Raw genomic sequence first — 16972 nt, forward strand, 5'->3', positions numbered from 1 at the left:
CTCCGGTTTCATGGACTCTGATCGCACAGAGTTGTTGAGGCGCTTGCGTCTTGGCGACGACCAGATCGACGAGACGGATCGCCCAGACGTCCTCCTCTGGACGCCGAAGGGCCACGACGTCGCCGTTGAGCTCGTGACAAGTGAGCGTGATCTGTCGGCGCGGATAGCCGCACTCGTCGCTGACGATGCGGGCGGGGTGTTCGGTCCGGACGTCAGCGCGATCGACGGAGCGTGGCGCCTGCTGACGATTCACCTCATGGAGGAGTACGAGACGATGCCTGCCGGGCATGGTCGCCTCACGATCACTCCGTCCGGCATCGTCAGTTCCTGAACAGCCCGCGCCACCTCGGCAGCCGGATGCGGGCCATCGCCAGGCGTCTTACCGCTGCGGCAGGCAAGCATGCATGGTGCGGCGGGAGCACCCATGCCGAACGTGATCATTTACGGACGTGCAGGGCGGAGCCAGAGGGTGCCCAGCGGGGGCAGGCGTAGCCGGGCGGACGCGGGGCGGCCGTGCCAAGGCTCGTCGACGGCGACAACGGCGCCGAGGTTGCCGACGCCGGAGCCGCCGTAGACGTCGGCGTCGGTGTTGACCACCTCGTTCCAGGCGCCGGCGACCGGCAGCCCGAGCCGGTAGCCCTGGTGCGGCCGCGCGGAGAAGTTCGCCACGCACACCAGGAGCTCGCCGTCCGGGTCGCGCCGGAGGAACGAGAAGACGTTGCCGGCGGCGTCGTTGGCGTCGATCCACTCGAAGCCGGCCGGGTCGGAGTCGCGGGTCCACAGCACCGGCGCGGCCCGGTAGGCGCGGTTGAGGTCGGCCACCAGTTGCCGCAGGCCGGCATGGTCGGGCCGGTCGAGCAGGTGCCACTCCAGCTCGCGGGACTCCGCCCACTCTGACTCCTGGCCGAACTCGCCGCCCATGAAGAGCAGTTGCTTGCCCGGGTGCGCCCACATGAAGGCGTAGAAGGCGCGCAGATTGGCCAGCTGCTGCCAATGGTCCCCGGGCATCTTGCGCAGCATCGACCCCTTGCCGTGCACCACCTCGTCGTGCGACAACGGCAGCACGAAGTTCTCACTGAACGCGTACATCATCGAGAACGTCATCTGGTGATGGTGGTACTGCCGGTGGATCGGGTCGCGGGTCAGGTAGCTGAGGGAATCGTGCATCCAGCCCATGTTCCATTTGAGCCCGAAACCCAGCCCGCCCAGATGGGTCGGCCGGGTCACGCCGGGCCAGGCGGTGGACTCCTCGGCGATGGTGACGATGCCGGGCACCGAGCGGTAGGCGGTGGCGTTGGTCTCCTGCAGGAACGCGATGGCGTCGAGGTTCTCGCGCCCGCCGTGCACGTTGGGCAGCCAGGCGCCGTCGGCGCGGGAGTAGTCGAGGTAGAGCATGGAGGCGACGGCGTCCACGCGCAGCCCGTCGATGTGGTACTCGGTCAGCCAGTACAGGGCGTTGGCGACCAGGAAGTTGCGTACCTCCGGCCGGCCGAAGTCGAACACGTAAGTGCCCCAGTCGGGGTGCTCGCCGCGGCGCGGGTCGGGGTGCTCGTACAGCGGCGTGCCGTCGAAGCGGGCCAGCGCCCAGTCGTCGCGGGGGAAGTGCGCCGGCACCCAGTCCAGGATGACCCCGAGCCCGGCTTGATGCAGGGTGTCGACCAGGAACTTGAAGTCGTCGGGGGTGCCGAACCGGGCCGTCGGCGCGTAGTACGACGTCACCTGGTAGCCCCATGAGCCGCCGAACGGGTGCTCGGCCACCGGCAGCAGCTCGACGTGGGTGAATCCGAGCTCGGTGACGTACGACGCCAGCTCGACGGCGGCCTGCCGGTACGAGCGGCCGCGCCGCCACGACCCGAGATGCACCTCGTAGACCGACATCGGCGCGTCGTGGGCCGTGCGTGCCCGGTCAGCCATCCAGACGTGGTCGTTCCACTCGTAGCTCGACCGGTGCACGACCGAAGCCCGCGCCGGCGGCACCTCGGTGCGGAACGCCATCGGGTCGGCCTTGTCGCGCCACACGCCGTCGGCGCCGTGCACCTTGTACTGGTAGAGCGCACCGTCACCGAGGCCGGGCACGAACGCACCCCACACGCCGCCACCGAGCCGCGTCATCGGGGTGTGGCCGCCGTCCCAGTCGTTGAAGTCGCCGGCCACCTCGACCGTGCGGGCGTTGGGCGCCCACACCGTGAACGCCGTTCCGTCGACTCCGCCGACGCTGGTCACGCGCGCGCCGAGGACGTCCCAGAGGCGCTCGTGCCGGCCCTCGCCGATGAGGTGGAGGTCGACCTCGCCCAGCAGGTGCTGCGCATCGATCATTCGGACGAGCTTAGCGGCCCGGCGAGCCGTCGCGCCCTCGTGCCCGGCAGCGGACAGTAACGTGTGTTCTCGCACGGCCGCCGCGGCCGCCGGTTCCGGTCCCGGCAGGAAGGCGAGCGACGGGCATGGTGAACGACCACCACACCGGCCGCGAGTTCGAGCGCATGGAACTGTCCGGCGCCCGCTTCGACGCAGTGGACCTCACCGGCGCGACCATCCGGCACTCCGCGCTGAGCCGGGTGGTGATGCGCCGGTACGCCGAGCGCGACCTGGCCGTCCTCGAAGGACGCTCCTGACCGCAGACGTCAGCGAATCTGCGCCAGCCGCTCGACCGCCGCGAGCGGGATGGGCAGCCAGCTCGGCCGCCGCCGCGCCTCGTAGCGGACCTCGTACACGGCCTTGTCGGCCTCGTAGGCGGTGAGCAATTCCAGGTCGGCGCGCGGGTCGGTGACCGAGGCGGAGGCGTAACCGCTGCAGAACGCGTCGCTGTTGCGCTGCGTCCACTCCTGGGCGCGGTACTCGATCTGGTCGTGCGACGGGTCTTCCGGCGGGTGATCGGTGATGAGCAGATGCCGCGCGGCGTAGTCGAACGACCGCAGCATCTGCGCGACGTCGCGCAGCGGTGAATGCGGTGCCCGCCGCTCCGGTAACGACGCCAGGACCTCGCCTTCGAAGTCGACCAGCTTCCACCCGACGACGGTGCGCAGCACCTGCCCGAGGTGGTAACTGCCGTGGATGCGCTGGACGGGCACCGGTTCGGTGCGATGCCGCAGGACGTCGAAGTGCGCTCGCAGCCCGGGAGCGAACGGTTCGAGCTCCGGGACGGCGACGACGGCGGCGTCAAGCCGGTGGTTCATGGCCGCGCCCAGTTCGGCGAGCTCGGCCGGTGACATGGTGGACGTCGGCAGCACCTCGGCGAGGGTCTCGTGCACCCGCGCGGTGGACATGCCCAGCCGGTAGGCCTCGGCCGCGAAGTCGCCGCCGACCTCGTCGGCGTGCAGGTCACCCTCCGCGTACAGGTCGCGGACGCTCGCGGTGGCCAGCGCCCACCCGTCCGAGGCGGTGGTGAGGTAGCCGCGCAACATGGCGAGGTTGGCCGTCGCCATGTCGGCGTCGCCGTCCGGCTCACGCCAGGAGCCGTCGACCCAGCCCAGGAGCGGCGCCACCAGCTCGCAGCCGGCGTCGGTGAGCGCTTCGTGGATCTCGACGTCGGGGTTGCGGCCGGGCTCGATGCGGCGGAAGACCTTGAGGATCGCGGCGTCGCCGTACAGCAGGCTGGTGTTGTGGTGCTCACCCGGCATCACCAGGGACGTCTGCCCGAACGGGACGGTGGCGCCCTTCTGCACGTGGAAGGTCAGCCCGTCCGCCGTCGACACGCCGTCGGCGAACCGGCCCAGCAGGATCGCGGTGGCGTCCTTGTCGTGCAGCGCGTCGTACACGTGGCCCTGGCTGGTGTGGCCCAGGTGCACATGGTCGAGCCGGTCGGCCCGGTGGGCATGCACCGACAACGGCACCTGGTAGATCTGGGTACCCTCGGCGTGCCGTACCTCGGCCAGCACGTGCCACAGCCGCGGCTCCGCCTCGTTCAGCAGCGTCGCCGAAACCGTCCGGGCCTCGATCGGGCCGGTGCGGCTGCCCGTGTACCAGTTCTGGTGGCGCAGCCACTCCGGCAGCAGCGCCACCGCCTCGTTCAGACCTGCGTCGTCCGTCACGGCATCGTCTCCTCCGGCAGCTTGGCCAGCCGGAACCAGTAGAAGCCGTGCGAGCCGAGGGTGAGCAGATAGGGAAGCTCACCGATCGGCGGGAACCGCACGCTGCCGATGAGCTCCACCGGCTGCATCCCCTCGAACCGGCGCAGGTCGAGCTCGACCGGCTGCGGGAAGCGGGACAGGTTGTTGACGCACAGGACGATGTCGTCGCCGAACGAGCGCACATAGGCCAGCACCGTCGGGTTCGACCCGCCGAGGTCGACGAAGTCGCCCAGCCCGAAGGCGGGGTTCTGCTTGCGCACCTCGATCATCCGCTGGGTCCAGTGCAGCAGCGACGACTTGTTCGCCATCTGCGCCTCGACGTTGGTGACCTGGTAGCCGTAGACGGCGTCCATGACCACCGGGAGGTCGAGCCGGCCCGGTTCGGCGGTGGAGAACCCGGCGTTGCGGTCCGGCGTCCAGTGCATGGGGGTGCGGACGGAGTCGCGGTCACCCAGCCAGATGTTGTCGCCCATGCCGATCTCGTCGCCGTAGTAGAGCACCGGCGAACCGGGCAGCGACAGCAGCAGCGCGTTGAACAGCTTGACCTGGTTCATGTCGTTCTCGAGCAGGGGCGCGAGCCGGCGGCGGATGCCGAGGTTGGCCTTCATCCGCGGGTCCTTGGCGTACTCGGACCACATGTAGTCGCGTTCTTCGTCGCTGACCATCTCGAGCGTGAGCTCGTCGTGGTTGCGGAGGAAGACACCCCATTGGCAGCCGGACGGGATCTGCGGCGTCTGCGCCATGATCTCGCTGATCGGGTAGCGCGACTCGCGCCGGACGGCCATGAAGATGCGCGGCATGACCGGGAAGTGGAAGGCCATGTGGCATTCGTCGCCGCCGACGTCAGGGTCGCCGAAGTACTCGACGACGTCGCTGGGCCACTGGTTGGCCTCACACAGCAGGACGGTGTCGGGGAACTCGTCGTCCATCACCTTGCGCACCTTCTTCAGGAACGCGTGCGTCTCGGGCAGGCTCTCGCCGTTCGTGCCCTCCTGCTCGTACAGGTAGGTGACGGCATCGAGCCGGAACCCGTCGACACCCAGGCTCAGCCAGAACCGCACCACGTCGAGCATCGCTTCGTGCACGGCGGGGTTCTCGTAGTTGAGGTCCGGCTGGTGGCTGAAGAAGCGGTGCCAGTAGTACTGCTTGCGCACCGGGTCGAACGCCCAGTTGGACGTCTCCGTGTCGTTGAAGATGATCCGCGCTTCGGGATAGCCGGTGTCGTCGTCGGCCCATACGTAGAAGTCGCCGTAGGGGCCGTCCGGGTCCTCGCGGGACGCCTGGAACCACGCGTGCTGGTCGCTGGTGTGGTTCATGACCAGGTCGGTCATGACTCGCATGCCGCGGCTGTGCGCCTCGGCGACGAAGACGGAGAAGTCCTCGAGCGTCCCGAACTCCGGAGCCACGTCCATGTAGGCGGCGACGTCGTAACCGCCGTCCCGCAGCGGGGACGGGAAGAACGGCGGCAGCCAGAGGCAGTCGACTCCTAGCCACTTCAGGTAGTCGAGCTTCTGGGTGAGGCCCTTGAGGTCGCCGACGCCGTCGCCCTGCGAGTCGTAGAACGAGCGCACCAGGACTTCGTAGAAGACGGCGCGCTTGAACCACTCGGGGTCGGTGCCCCGAGCCGGCAGCGCCCAGTCGGACCGTTCGGTCACCACCGCTTGCGGGCGCGATTCGCTCATGACCGACACCATTCGATGGTAAGCGGGCTGCGGTCGGTCGCCACGGTGCCGGGTTGCACCGGAAGGAAGACGGGCGCGATCGAATCGGTGAGCACGTCCTGACCTCTCATGAACGCGTGGGCCTGCTGGATGGAGTGTGCGGCGGCGTGATCTGCCGCCTCCCGATGCCCGGTGGTGCGGATCACGGGTGGTGCTGAATTGATCAATGACGTACGCCTGCCTGTGCAACGCGGAGGTTACGCAGACGTTTCCGGGCGGGGTGTGCCCGGCGAATAGTAATCACACGAATCAGGCCACCGCCAAGCGCTTTGGGTGTGTCATCGGCGTGGTTGCTGGCCGTACTCGGCTTCGAGGCGCTGACCTGGGGGAACATGAGAGTCTGGGGCACGGTGTTCGCTATGGGAGAGCGCCCTTGTCCGGGCGCGAGGCGGGCATAATTCTCCCCATTCTCTACAGCCCGCCGGGACATGCGCAATTAGGGCGCTGAGATTCCTTCAGGTGGTGTTCGAAATCACGCCTCGACCCCACCGTGCCGCCTCACAGACCGTCAAGCAGTTCGCGCATGCGGACGATCTCGGCCGACTGGGTGACGTCGACGTCGACGGCCATCTCGACCGCGAGCTGGTCGGTGCCGTTCGCCACCGCGGCCGCGGCCATGTCCAGGGCACCCTGGTGGTGCTGGCTCATGTAGGTGAGGAACAACTCGTCGAACTCGGCCCCCGAGGCGTCACGCAGCTGGTCGAGCTGGAACGGGGTGATCATGCCCGGCAGGCTGTGGTCGTGCTCGGCGTTCTCGGGCGGCACCGGCAGGCCGCGCTGGGTCAGCCACGCCTCGAGGGCGATGATCTCCGGACCCTGGCCGGCGGCGATGCGTTCCGCGAGCAGACGCACCTGCTCGTCGCCGGCGCGTTCGAGCGCGAGTTCAGCCATCTCGACCGCCTGCCGGTGGTGCGGGATCATCTGTTCGACGAACCGGACGTCGGTCTCGCTGTAGCCGCCTTCGACGATCTCGAACGGTTCGCCCGGCTCGATGACCTCCGCCGTCTCGCCCGGGCGGCCGGGTGCGATGACCCGGGAGTCGGAGGTCGCGGTGGACGTGGCCGCGGCCACTCCGCGGTCGGTCCCGGTGTCCGAACCGCTGCAGCCGGCGAGCGTCGCGAGGATGCCGGCCGTGGCCAGCCAGGCGACCCGCGGGGTGGTCCGTCGAGACGTCGTCATCGTTCCTCCTCGGGCGGGCGATGCGGACCGGCGCGCGGACCGCCGGGTCACAGCAGGGTACGGCCCAACGCGCTCGGAGCGAACCAGGACATCGACGCGACACCCAGATGTTTCAACGGAATCCGTGGAAAGTATGGCTATGTGTGACGCGGGAGGTTATTGTCCAATTTGACCTTGACCGGGGTCATCCCAGCGATCGCTGTGAGGTGCACATGACCGGACATCGTTGGAGAAGACGTGCGGCGGGAACGGCCATCGCCGTCGTCATGACCGGTGGCCTGGCCATCGGATCGATCGGGACGTCCGCGGCCGACGACGGCGAAGTGCTCGATCGGGCGGGCGCGGACGAGAGCGCGGAATGCGCCGACGCCCTCGCCGACGCCGTCGAAGGACTGGGCGACAACTTCGAGGAGAACTGTCTCACCGAGGAGCAGCTGGCCGAGATCACCGACGGCCCGGCCGCGTCGAGCATCCTGCCACCCGGCGAGGAAGCCAGCACGCCCAACCTGAGCCTCGTCTCGAACCTGCCCAAGGAGGGCCCGTTCACGCCGGCCAACGCGCTCAACTCCGACCTGGCCTTCCAGGGGAAGTACGCGTTCGCCGGCAACTACAACGGGTTCACCGTCTACGACATCCACAACCCCCGCAAGCCGAAGGTCGCCGCCCAGGTGCTCTGCCCGGGTTCGCAGAACGACATCTCCGTCTACGGCGATCTGCTGTTCCTCTCCACCGACTCCCGGTGGACCGACGACTCGTGCCAAGCCCAGGGGCCGCTCAGCGCATCCGCCGCCGCGGCGCTGCCCGACTACTGGGAAGGCATGAAGATCTTCAGCATCGCCGACCCGACCAACCCCCAGTACGTCGCCAGCGTCGAGACGAAGTGCGGGTCGCACACCCACACGCTCGTGCCGGCCGACGGCAGCGTCTACGTGTACGTGTCCTCGTACGACGTCAACGCGCAGCTGTCGAACTGCCAGCCGCCGCACGACCTGATCTCGATCATCGACGTGCCGCTGGACGATCCGGCATCGGCGTCCGTCGTGGCCGAGCCGGTGCTGTTCCCGGACGCGGGCAACCAGGGCTCCAACACCCGCGGCTGCCACGACATCACCGCCTACCCGCACCTCGGCCTCGCGGCCGGCGCGTGCATGGGCGACGGCGTGGTGCTCGACATCACCGACCCGCTGAACCCGACCATCGTCGACCAGGTGCGCGACCCGAACTTCGCGTTCTGGCACTCGGCGACGTTCAACAACGAGGGCACGTCGATCATCTTCACCGACGAGCTCGGCGGCGGCAGCGGGCCGACCTGCAACCCGACCATCGGGCCCAACCGCGGCGCCAACGCCATCTACACATGGGACGGCGACTCCCTGGAGTTCGCGTCGTACTACAAGATCCCGCGCGAGCAGGCGGACACCGAGAACTGCGTGGCGCACAACGGTTCGCTGATCCCGGTGCCGGGCAAGGACATCTTCGTCCAGGCGTGGTACCAGGGCGGCATCTCGGTCTTCGACTTCACCGACCCGTACAACCCGACCGAGATCGCCTGGTTCGACCGGGGTGCGTGGACGGGCGAGTCGATCGCCGGTGCATGGTCCACGTACTACTACAACGGCTACATCTACTCCAACGAGATCCAGCGCGGCTTCGACGTGTTCAACATCCGCGACCCGCGGGTGGCGCCGGCGAAGGGCGTGCGCTACGACGAGCTGAACGTCCAGACCCAGCCCGTCTACTAGCCCCTGGACCCAATTGATCACGTTCGGCATGGGTGCTCCCGCTCCACCAGGAATGCTTGCCTGGGGGAGCGGGAGCTCGCCTGGTGTGACGGGGCCGGGCCGCGCGGGAGTTCGCCCGGTGGCCGGGCCGGGGCGGAGCGGGAGTTACGCCGGTAGAGGAGAGTCGCCGTCCGCTCGCCCGCGAGTAAGCGGCTGGTAACAGTCATTGGTTACCGTGGTCGCCGTGCGCGCGATCCGACGACTCATGGTCCGTACCGTCCTCCCCGAGCCGCTGGCGGCGCTCGGCGATCTGGTCACGAACCTGCGCTGGTCCTGGCACCAGCCCACCCAGGAACTCTTCTCCGCCGTCGACCCGGGCCTGTGGGAGGAGGTCGGCCACGACCCCGTCCGGCTGCTCGGCGAGGTCACCCAGGACCGGCTGGCCGAGCTGGCCGCCGACCCGGCCTTTCTCGGCCTGGTCCGTGCCACCCACGACGACCTGCAGAACTACCTGAGCGAAGCGCGCTGGTATCAGGACAACGACGGCGCCGCTCCGGCCGGCATCGCCTATTTCTCCCCGGAGTTCGGCATCACCCACGTGCTGCCGCAGTACTCCGGCGGCCTCGGCATCCTGGCCGGCGACCACCTCAAGACCGCCAGCGACCTGGGCGTCCCGATCATCGGCGTCGGGCTGCTGTACCGGCACGGCTACTTCGTCCAGTCGCTGTCCCGCGAGGGCTGGCAGCAGGAGCGCTACCCGGTCGTCGACCCGGACAACCTCCCGCTGGTGCGGCTGCGCGAGTCCGACGGGCGGCCGGCGCAGATCACCGTCGGGATGCCCGGCGGGCGGACCCTCGCCGCGGCCATCTGGGTGGCGAACGTCGGCCGGGTGCCGCTGCTGCTGCTCGACTCGTTCGTCGAGGACAACGGCCCGATCGAGCGCGATGTCACCGACCGCCTCTACGGCGGCAGCCGCGAGCACCGGCTGTTGCAGGAGATGCTGCTCGGCGTCGGCGGGGTGCGCGCGGTGCGCACGTACTGCAGGATCACCGGTGCCGCGGCCCCCGAGGTTTTCCACACCAACGAGGGCCACGCCGGCTTCCTCGGCCTGGAACGCATCCGCGAGCTGGTCGAGGAGCGCGGGCTGACGTACGAGGCGGCGTTGGAGTTCACCCGCGCCGGCACGGTCTTCACCACGCACACGCCGGTGCCGGCGGGCATCGACCGGTTCCCCGTCGACCTCGTCGAGCGTCACTTCGGTGGCGACAACGCCAGCCCGGGCCTGCCGGTCGAGCACATCCTGGCGCTCGGCGCCGAGGACTACGAGGGCGGCGACCCGTCCATGTTCAACATGGCGGTCATGGGTTTGCGGCTGGCCGCCCGGGCGAACGGCGTCAGCACCCTGCACGGCGAGGTCAGCCGCGGCATGTTCGCTGGTCTGTGGCCGTCGTTCGACGAGCGCGAGGTTCCGATCGGCTCCATCACCAACGGCGTGCATGCGCCCACCTGGGTGGCGCCGGAGATCTTGCGGTTGGAGGAGAAGGCCGTCGCCGGCGGCGGCTGGAAGTCGGCCACCACCACGGTCGCCGACCACGACATCTGGGCTACGAAGCGACAGTTGCGTGAGCGGCTGGTCGCCGACGCCCGCGCTCGGCTGCGCACGTCGTGGCGCGGCCGCGGCGCCAGCGATGCCGAGCTGGGCTGGGTCGACGACGCCCTCGACCCGGACGTGCTGACCGTCGGGTTCGCCCGCCGCGTGCCGTCGTACAAGCGGCTGACGCTCATGTTGCGCGACCCGCAGCGGCTCAAGGCCCTGTTGCTGCACCCCGAGCGGCCCGTCCAGATCGTCATCGCCGGCAAGGCGCACCCGGCCGACGACGGCGGCAAGCGGCTCATCCAGGAAATGGTCCGCTTCGCCGACGACCCCGACGTGCGGCACCGCATCGTGTTCCTGCCCGACTACGGCATCGGGATGGCGCAGGCGCTGTACCCGGGCTGCGACGTGTGGCTCAACAACCCGCTGCGCCCGTACGAGGCCTGCGGCACGTCGGGCATGAAGGCGGCGCTGAACGCCGGGCTGAACCTGTCCATCCGCGACGGCTGGTGGGACGAGTGGTTCGACGGCTCGAACGGCTGGGACATCCCGTCGGCCGAGGGTGTCGACGACCCCGACCACCGCGACGACCTCGAAGCCATCGCGATGTACGAGCTGTTCGAGAACGAGGTCGCGCCGCGCTTCTACGACGTGGACACCGACGGCATCCCGCGCCGCTGGGTGGAAATGCTGCGGCACACGCTCACGTCGCTCGGCCCGAAGGTGCAGGCCACCCGGATGGTCCGCGAGTACGTCGACCAGCTGTACCGGCCGGCGGCTGCGTCCAGCCGGGCGCTCAACGCCGACTTCGACGGCGCGGCGGCGCTGGCGGACTGGAAGGAACGGGTCCGAGCCGCGTGGTCCAGCGTCGCCGTCGACCACGTCGAGAGCACCACCGTCGACACGTTCGAGCGCGGCCAGACGCTGCGTCTGCACGCGTTCGTCTCCCTTGGGCCGCTCACCCCCGACGACGTCGACGTGCAGGTGGTGCACGGGGGAGTCGACGACAACGACACCCTGCGCGAGCCCGCGGCCACCGCGATGTCGATGAGCGAGCAGCACGGCGACGGCCGGTACCGCTTCGACGGCGAGGTGCACCTGGACCGCGCCGGCCCGTTCGGTTACACGGTCCGCATCGTTCCACGCCACGCCCTGCTCGGCGACGGCACGGAGCTCGGCCTGGCCGCCCTCCCCGGCTGATGGTTGCGGGATTCGGGTCGCTATAGCAGCGCGGATTCCGCAACCATTCGGCGACGTTGTCCACAGATTTCGATCGGGCCTTCCATCTGCGCCGCTGGTGGCCACACGATCGGCGGATGGCACGGATCGACACGTTGCGGCTGGCTGCCCTCCAGGACGGCTTGATCACGCGCTCCCAGGCGTTGGCGACCGGACTCACGGCGTCGGCGCTGCGGTACAGCGCTCGCCCCGGTGGGCGCTGGCAGCGCTTGCTCCCCGGCGTCTACGCGACGTTCAGCGGGCCGGTGCAGGACATCCACAAGCTGCGCGCCGCGGTCCTCGCCGCAGGGGAGGGCAGCATGGTGACGGGGCCATGGGCGTGCCGAGCGGCGGGGTTGCGCTATGGACCTGATCCGGGGGAGTGGGTCGATGCCTTGATCGGATGGCGGCACGACCGCGGGAACATCGGCTTCGTGCGCGTCACCCGCACGAAACGGCTTCCGGAGCCGCTCTGGTGGATCGACGAGCACCGGCTGGAGGAGCTCAGGCATGGCGAACGCCCGCTGAGCGTCGTCATGGAGCAGCTCGGGCACGTGCCGGTTCCGGGCATCATCCCGATGGCTCCGGCGGCACGAGCAGTCGTGGACACCGTTGTCCGCCCGCATCGGCTGCCGGGAGGCTGGCAGCCGGCCTGCACAAGTCCGGCGGGCTGCCCGGACTGCAGGGACGATGGCCACCGAGCGGGCGCACTGCGCAATGTGCGGGCGCTGATGTGCGAGGTGGTGCAGCGCCGGCTGACGTCGGTGTCCGCCCTACGCGACGAGGTGGCTGCGGCGCCGCGCCGCGGCGCCGCACTGGCCCGGCAGGCGATGCGGGATGTCGAGGCCGGTTGTCGTTCGGCCCCCGAGTGCGAGCTGCGTGACCTCGTTCGCACCAGCCGGGTCTTGCCCGAGCCGCGGTGGAACCGAGTCCTTCCGGGCCAACGTGACATCTACCCGGACGCGTGCTGGCCCGACGCCCGACTCGTCGCGGAGGTGGACTCGCGCAGCTACCATGGCTTCGGCGACGCTCCTAGGCGAACCGAGGAGCGCCGGGCGCGGTACGCGGCGCTTGGCTGGCGGGTGTTGCCGGTTGCGCCGGCGCGGCTGCGGACTGAGCCACACGTCGTCCTGGGCGAGCTCGAGGCGGCGTACCTGGTGCGCGGCGCGTGATGGTTGCGGGATCCGGGACGCTATAGCAGCCCAGATCCCGCAACCATGACAAATGCGTGCGGGGCTCGGTCAGTTCGCGGTCAGGTCGACCAGGGTGCCCTTGCGGGTGAACACCGCCACAGTGTCGCCGCCGTTGTTGAGGACGGCGCGGCCGAGGTCGTTGTAGTAGCGGTCCTTGGTGTTGGTGCCGGCCGCGGTGTAGACGCGCAGTTCGGCGCCGGGGTGCAGCAGGTAGCCGCGGCCGATGACGAGCCGGTTGATGGCCGCGTCCTGGATGACGTAGCCGCCCACGTTGACCGGCCGGGATCCGGTGTTGGTGAGCACGACGTGTTCGCCGTTCTCGGGCTGGATGTCGTCGCCGGGGACGTTGGCGTTGATCTGGCTGACGACGATGCCGTTGGCGTCGGGGACGGGCGGCTTGCCGGCCACGACGTTCACCAGCATGCCGGGATAGTCGGACGTGATGGTGTCGATGCCCAGGTCGAGCAGTTCCCGCGTCTGGACCGGGCCGTTCACGGTGTAGACGCCGATGAGCATGCCGGTGTCTTGGACGCGGGCGATGTCGGCCGGGTCCAGTGAGCGGTAGTTGGTGCCGAGCGCGTCGGCCCAGCCGGCCAGCTCGGTCAGGGCGGCGTCGTCGGCGGGGATCGCGCCGAGAGCCATGACGGGGATGTCCGGCCGCAGGTCATGGAACTGTCGCAGAGCGCCGTGGTCGAACGAGATCGTCATGAGCTGGCCGGCGTCGGCGAGCGCGGCCCAGCGCGGGTCGGCGGCCAGTTCGTCGACCACCACGTCCACGACGCCGGGGGAGTTGGCCGGTTCCTTCAACTCGATCAGCACGCCGACGCCGTCGGGGAGGGCGTCGAGGGTCTGGGAGAAGGTGGGCATCCGCTGGCCGGCGAAGTCCGGGCCGAACCACGAGCCGGCGTCGAGCTGTTGCAGCTCTGCGTAGGTGAACGCGCCGACCGGGGCGCTCGCGCGGTCCGGGAAGACCGTCTCGACGTCCGTGGTGCGGGCCGGCGTCGCGTCGTGCAGGAGGACGGGAACGCCGTCGGCGGACAGCTGGACGTCGATCTCGACGAAGTCCGGCCCCGCCGCCGCGCCCGCGGCGATGCCGGCGAGCGTGTTCTCCGGCGCCAGTCCGGCCGCTCCCCGGTGCCCAATGGTGACGACGTCGCCGGCCGCGGTGCCCGCCGGCTCGTCCGCGGTGGCACCTGCCGGGGTCAGTGCGGCCAGCACGGCGACTCCGACGCCGGTCCCCAGGACACGCATCCGTACCGGATGACCTGCCTTCATGCGCGCTTCCTCCGTCCCTGCCGGCATCGGCGCACACCGGACGCGGGTCGCCCGGAGCCGGCCGGCGTCACGAACCGTACAGAGGGGGCGAGCGGGACATGTGGCGCGGGCCTGAACCGGAGCCGAAGGCTGGATGACGCTTGATCGACGGGCATAGATGCGGGCCCGGCCGCGGGCGTCGCTCAGTAGCCGTAGCCGCCGTTGCCGTCGTCCTCCGCCGGGCTGTCGCCGGAGCCGTCGCCCTCGACGGTGACGGCGTGCCACACGAAGTGGGTGCCCTGGAAGTCGTCCTCGACACCGTCGCCGGCGACGGAGCCCGGGCCGGAGTCGTCGGCGAACGTGTACAGGGGATTGCCGTCCAGCGTGAGCTGCTCGGACCCGTCCGGCCGGTCGACCACGCCGAACTCGCCGTCCACGCCCTCGACTTCGGACGGCAAATCCTCGGCGGTGGCGGCCAGCGGTGGCCAGAAGTCGGCGCAGCCGTCGACGCAGCGGACGGTGCCGTCGTCCTCGGCCGCGGTCGTGTAGAGCGTGTTGCCGTCGGTGTCGACCAGGACGGAACCGAACCCGTCGACGTCCCTGGTGCCGACGATCCCGCTCGACGTCGTGCCCGCGGCGGTGTCGTCGCCGTTGCCTCCGTCGTCGCCGCAGGCGGCGAGGACGAGCACGAGCGCGGCGCCGCCGCTGAGCAGGGCGCGGCGGATCCCCATGGAGGTGGAACCGTTCATACAGGTGGTACGGGTTCGGCCGCTCCAGGGATTGTCCGCGCCGCCGCTCTTGCTGACGACCGTCAGTCCACGACCCGCAGGAGCAGGCAGCTGCGGTCGGTGAGCGTGACCGTGGCGCCGGCCGGGTGCTCGCCGTCGAGGACATCGGCCGTGTCGAGGATGACCTGGTACGACGACGCCCAGATGCCGCCCGGCAGCGTGACATCCAGCGGTTCGGGGCCGGCGTGCACCCAGAACAGGAAGGAGTCGTCGACGATGCGCTCGCCACGCGGCCCCCGCGACCGGATGCCCTCGCCGTTGAGGTACATGCCCAGCGTGCGCAGCGAGCCGTCATACCACTCGGCGTCGGTCATCTCCGCGCCGGACGGCGCGAACCAGGCGATGTCCTTGCGGCCGCCCTCCACCACCGGGGCGCCCTCGAAGAACCGCCGCTGCCGGACCACCGGATGCTGGCGGCGCAGCTGCAGCAGCCGCTGGACCAGCTCCACCAGCTGCGGATACTGCTCTGACAGGGACCAGTCCATCCAGCTGATCTCGTTGTCCTGGCAGTAGGCGTTGTTGTTGCCGCCCTGGGTGCGGCCCATCTCGTCGCCGGACAGCAGCATGGGCACGCCGGTGGACAGCAGCATGGTGGTGAGCATGTTGCGGATCTGCCGGAGCCGCAGCTCACGAACCACCGGCGCCAGATCGTCCGGATCCCCTTCAACGCCGTGGTTCCACGAGCGGTTGTCGTCCGTGCCGTCGCGGTTGTCCTCACCGTTGGCCTCGTTGTGCTTGTGGTCGTAGGAGACCAGGTCGCGCAGGGTGAAGCCGTCGTGGGCGGTGACGAAGTTGATGGACGCGTACGGGCGGCGGCGGTCGTCGGCGTACAGGTCGGACGAGCCGGAGAGCCGGTAGGCGAGGTCGCGCACTCCGGCGGCGGCGCCGCGCCAGTGATCGCGCACCGTGTTGCGGTACTTGTCGTTCCATTCCGTCCACAGGTGCGGGAACTCCCCGACCTGGTAGCCACCGGGGCCGACGTCCCAAGGCTCGGCGATGAGCTTCACCTCGCGAAGCACCGGGTCCTGCCCGATGACCGTCATGAACGAGCCGAGCATGTCGACGTCGTGCATGGACCGCGCCAGCGCCGAGGCGAGGTCGAAGCGGAACCCGTCGACGTGCATCTCGCCCACCCAGTACCGCAACGAGTCCATGACCAGGCCCAGGCCCGCCGGATGCGCGACCCTGAACGTGTTGCCGGTGCCGGTGTAGTCGAGGTAGCGGGACGGGCCGGCCGGGTCGAGGTGGTAGTACGCCTCGTTGGCGATGCCGCGGAAGGACAGCGTGGGGCCGCCGTCCCCCTGCTCGGCGGTGTGGTTGTAGACGACGTCGAGGATGACCTCGAGGCCGGCCTCGTGCAGCGCCCGCACCATGGCCTTGAACTCGCTGACCTGCTGGCCGCGGGTGCCGGAGGCCGCGTAGGCGTTGTGGGGCGCGAAGAACGCGAGTGTGTTGTAGCCCCAGTAGTTCAGCGCCCCACGGTGCAGGAAGTCGGGCTCGCTGACGAACTGGTGCACCGGCATCAGTTCGACGGTGGTGATGCCCAGGTCGGTGAGGTACTCGATGGCCGCCGGGTGAGCCAGCCCGGCGTACGTGCCGCGCAGTTCCTCGGGGATGCCGGGATGGCGCATGGTGAAGCCGCGGACATGCGTCTCGTACAGCACGGTCTCAGCCCACGGCACCCGTGGCGCGGCATCGCCCCGCCAGTCGAACGGCTCCGGGGCGACGACCACGGACTTCGGCACGTAGGGCGCGGAGTCGGCGTCGCCGCGGACGGTGTGGTCACCGCCCTTCGCCATGGACGGCCGCGCGTGCCCGAACACCGCCGGATGGGCCACCAGTTCGCCGTCGACCGCCCGCGCGTACGGGTCGACCAGCAGCTTGGCCGGGTTGAAACGCTGCCCCGCGGACGGGTCCCACGGGCCGTGAACGCGGAAGCCGTAACGCTGGCCGGCCCGCACGCCGGGTACGGCCCCGTGCCAGATGTCGAACGTGCGGTTGGGCAGCACGTGCCTGGTCTCGGTGCCGTCCTCGGCGAACAGGCACAGTTCGACCTGCTCGGCGTCGGGCGCCCAGAGGGCGAAGTTGGTCGCCTCGGGACCGAACGTGGCGCCGAGCGGGCTCCAGTGACCGGGCCAGGGTGTCGTGTCGTTCACGCGGGGCATTCTGGCTCATGTGACCGACAACGGCCTCTTTGGGCAGGTCGCGGGGGTGTCCCAGGGCGGGCCGCACGGTAC

At 69.8% G+C, this 16972-nt stretch carries 13 protein-coding genes; 5 read left to right on the top strand and 8 right to left on the bottom strand.

All coding sequences use genetic code 11. The annotated features are described in order from the left end of the window. Positions 1-10: 10 nt before the first annotated feature. A complete protein-coding gene (locus tag JIAGA_RS0108570; RefSeq protein ID WP_026875343.1) occupies positions 11-331 on the top strand; it encodes a hypothetical protein in 321 nt (106 codons plus the stop codon). A gap of 110 nt (positions 332-441) precedes the next feature. On the opposite strand, the gene glgB is transcribed toward JIAGA_RS0108570, so the two are convergent. After that, positions 442-2316 carry a 1,4-alpha-glucan branching protein GlgB gene (gene glgB / locus JIAGA_RS28445; RefSeq protein WP_084469565.1) on the bottom strand — a complete coding sequence of 625 codons (1875 nt, stop codon included), beginning with the start codon at positions 2314-2316 and terminating at the stop codon, positions 442-444. A gap of 125 nt (positions 2317-2441) precedes the next feature. On the opposite strand from glgB, the gene JIAGA_RS34435 reads away from it, so the two are divergent. After that, positions 2442-2612 (top strand): pentapeptide repeat-containing protein, encoded by a 171-nt coding sequence (locus JIAGA_RS34435; protein ID WP_157552900.1) that lies wholly within the window; start codon positions 2442-2444, stop codon positions 2610-2612. Between the two features lie 9 nt (positions 2613-2621). On the opposite strand, the gene JIAGA_RS0108585 is transcribed toward JIAGA_RS34435, so the two are convergent. The 4 genes from JIAGA_RS0108585 to JIAGA_RS28450 form a co-directional block, all read right to left on the bottom strand. After that, complete coding sequence (locus JIAGA_RS0108585; RefSeq protein ID WP_026875344.1) at positions 2622-4028, bottom strand: maltokinase N-terminal cap-like domain-containing protein; 1407 nt, start codon at positions 4026-4028, stop codon at positions 2622-2624. After that, complete coding sequence (treS, locus tag JIAGA_RS0108590; protein ID WP_035812278.1) at positions 4025-5749, bottom strand: maltose alpha-D-glucosyltransferase; 1725 nt, start codon at positions 5747-5749, stop codon at positions 4025-4027. The genes JIAGA_RS0108585 and treS overlap by 4 nt, the downstream gene beginning before the upstream one ends. Further along, positions 5746-5934, bottom strand: a complete 189-nt coding sequence (locus JIAGA_RS0108595; RefSeq protein WP_026875346.1) for a hypothetical protein — start codon at positions 5932-5934, stop codon at positions 5746-5748. The genes treS and JIAGA_RS0108595 overlap by 4 nt, the downstream gene beginning before the upstream one ends. 352 nt (positions 5935-6286) lie before the next feature. Then, entirely contained in the window at positions 6287-6967 is a 681-nt protein-coding gene (locus JIAGA_RS28450) for a DUF305 domain-containing protein (RefSeq protein ID WP_035812280.1), read from the bottom strand. A gap of 212 nt (positions 6968-7179) precedes the next feature. Between JIAGA_RS28450 and JIAGA_RS28455 the strand changes: the two genes are divergently transcribed. The 3 genes from JIAGA_RS28455 to JIAGA_RS0108615 all read left to right on the top strand — a co-directional run bounded on the left by JIAGA_RS28455 (position 7180) and on the right by JIAGA_RS0108615 (position 12672). Continuing rightward, positions 7180-8709 carry an LVIVD repeat-containing protein gene (locus tag JIAGA_RS28455; protein WP_084469566.1) on the top strand — a complete coding sequence of 510 codons (1530 nt, stop codon included), beginning with the start codon at positions 7180-7182 and terminating at the stop codon, positions 8707-8709. A gap of 223 nt (positions 8710-8932) precedes the next feature. Next, positions 8933-11482 carry an alpha-glucan family phosphorylase gene (glgP, locus tag JIAGA_RS0108610; RefSeq protein WP_026875347.1) on the top strand — a complete coding sequence of 850 codons (2550 nt, stop codon included), beginning with the start codon at positions 8933-8935 and terminating at the stop codon, positions 11480-11482. 116 nt (positions 11483-11598) lie between these two features. Then, a complete protein-coding gene (locus JIAGA_RS0108615; protein ID WP_026875348.1) occupies positions 11599-12672 on the top strand; it encodes a type IV toxin-antitoxin system AbiEi family antitoxin domain-containing protein in 1074 nt (357 codons plus the stop codon). Between the two features lie 69 nt (positions 12673-12741). On the opposite strand, the gene JIAGA_RS0108620 is transcribed toward JIAGA_RS0108615, so the two are convergent. The 3 genes from JIAGA_RS0108620 to glgX form a co-directional block, all read right to left on the bottom strand. Continuing rightward, on the bottom strand, positions 12742-13968 hold the full coding sequence (locus JIAGA_RS0108620) for a glycerophosphodiester phosphodiesterase family protein (protein ID WP_169738837.1): 1227 nt from the start codon (positions 13966-13968) through the stop codon (positions 12742-12744). 182 nt (positions 13969-14150) lie between these two features. Next, positions 14151-14678: a COG4315 family predicted lipoprotein gene (locus JIAGA_RS32950; RefSeq protein WP_169738838.1), complete on the bottom strand. Its 528-nt coding sequence runs from the start codon at positions 14676-14678 to the stop codon at positions 14151-14153. Between the two features lie 80 nt (positions 14679-14758). Continuing rightward, positions 14759-16891 carry a glycogen debranching protein GlgX gene (glgX, locus tag JIAGA_RS0108630; protein ID WP_245597136.1) on the bottom strand — a complete coding sequence of 711 codons (2133 nt, stop codon included), beginning with the start codon at positions 16889-16891 and terminating at the stop codon, positions 14759-14761. Between the last annotated feature and the right edge of the window lie 81 nt (positions 16892-16972).

It is taken from the genome of Jiangella gansuensis DSM 44835 (genome assembly GCF_000515395.1).
GTDB lineage: Bacteria > Actinomycetota > Actinomycetes > Jiangellales > Jiangellaceae > Jiangella > Jiangella gansuensis.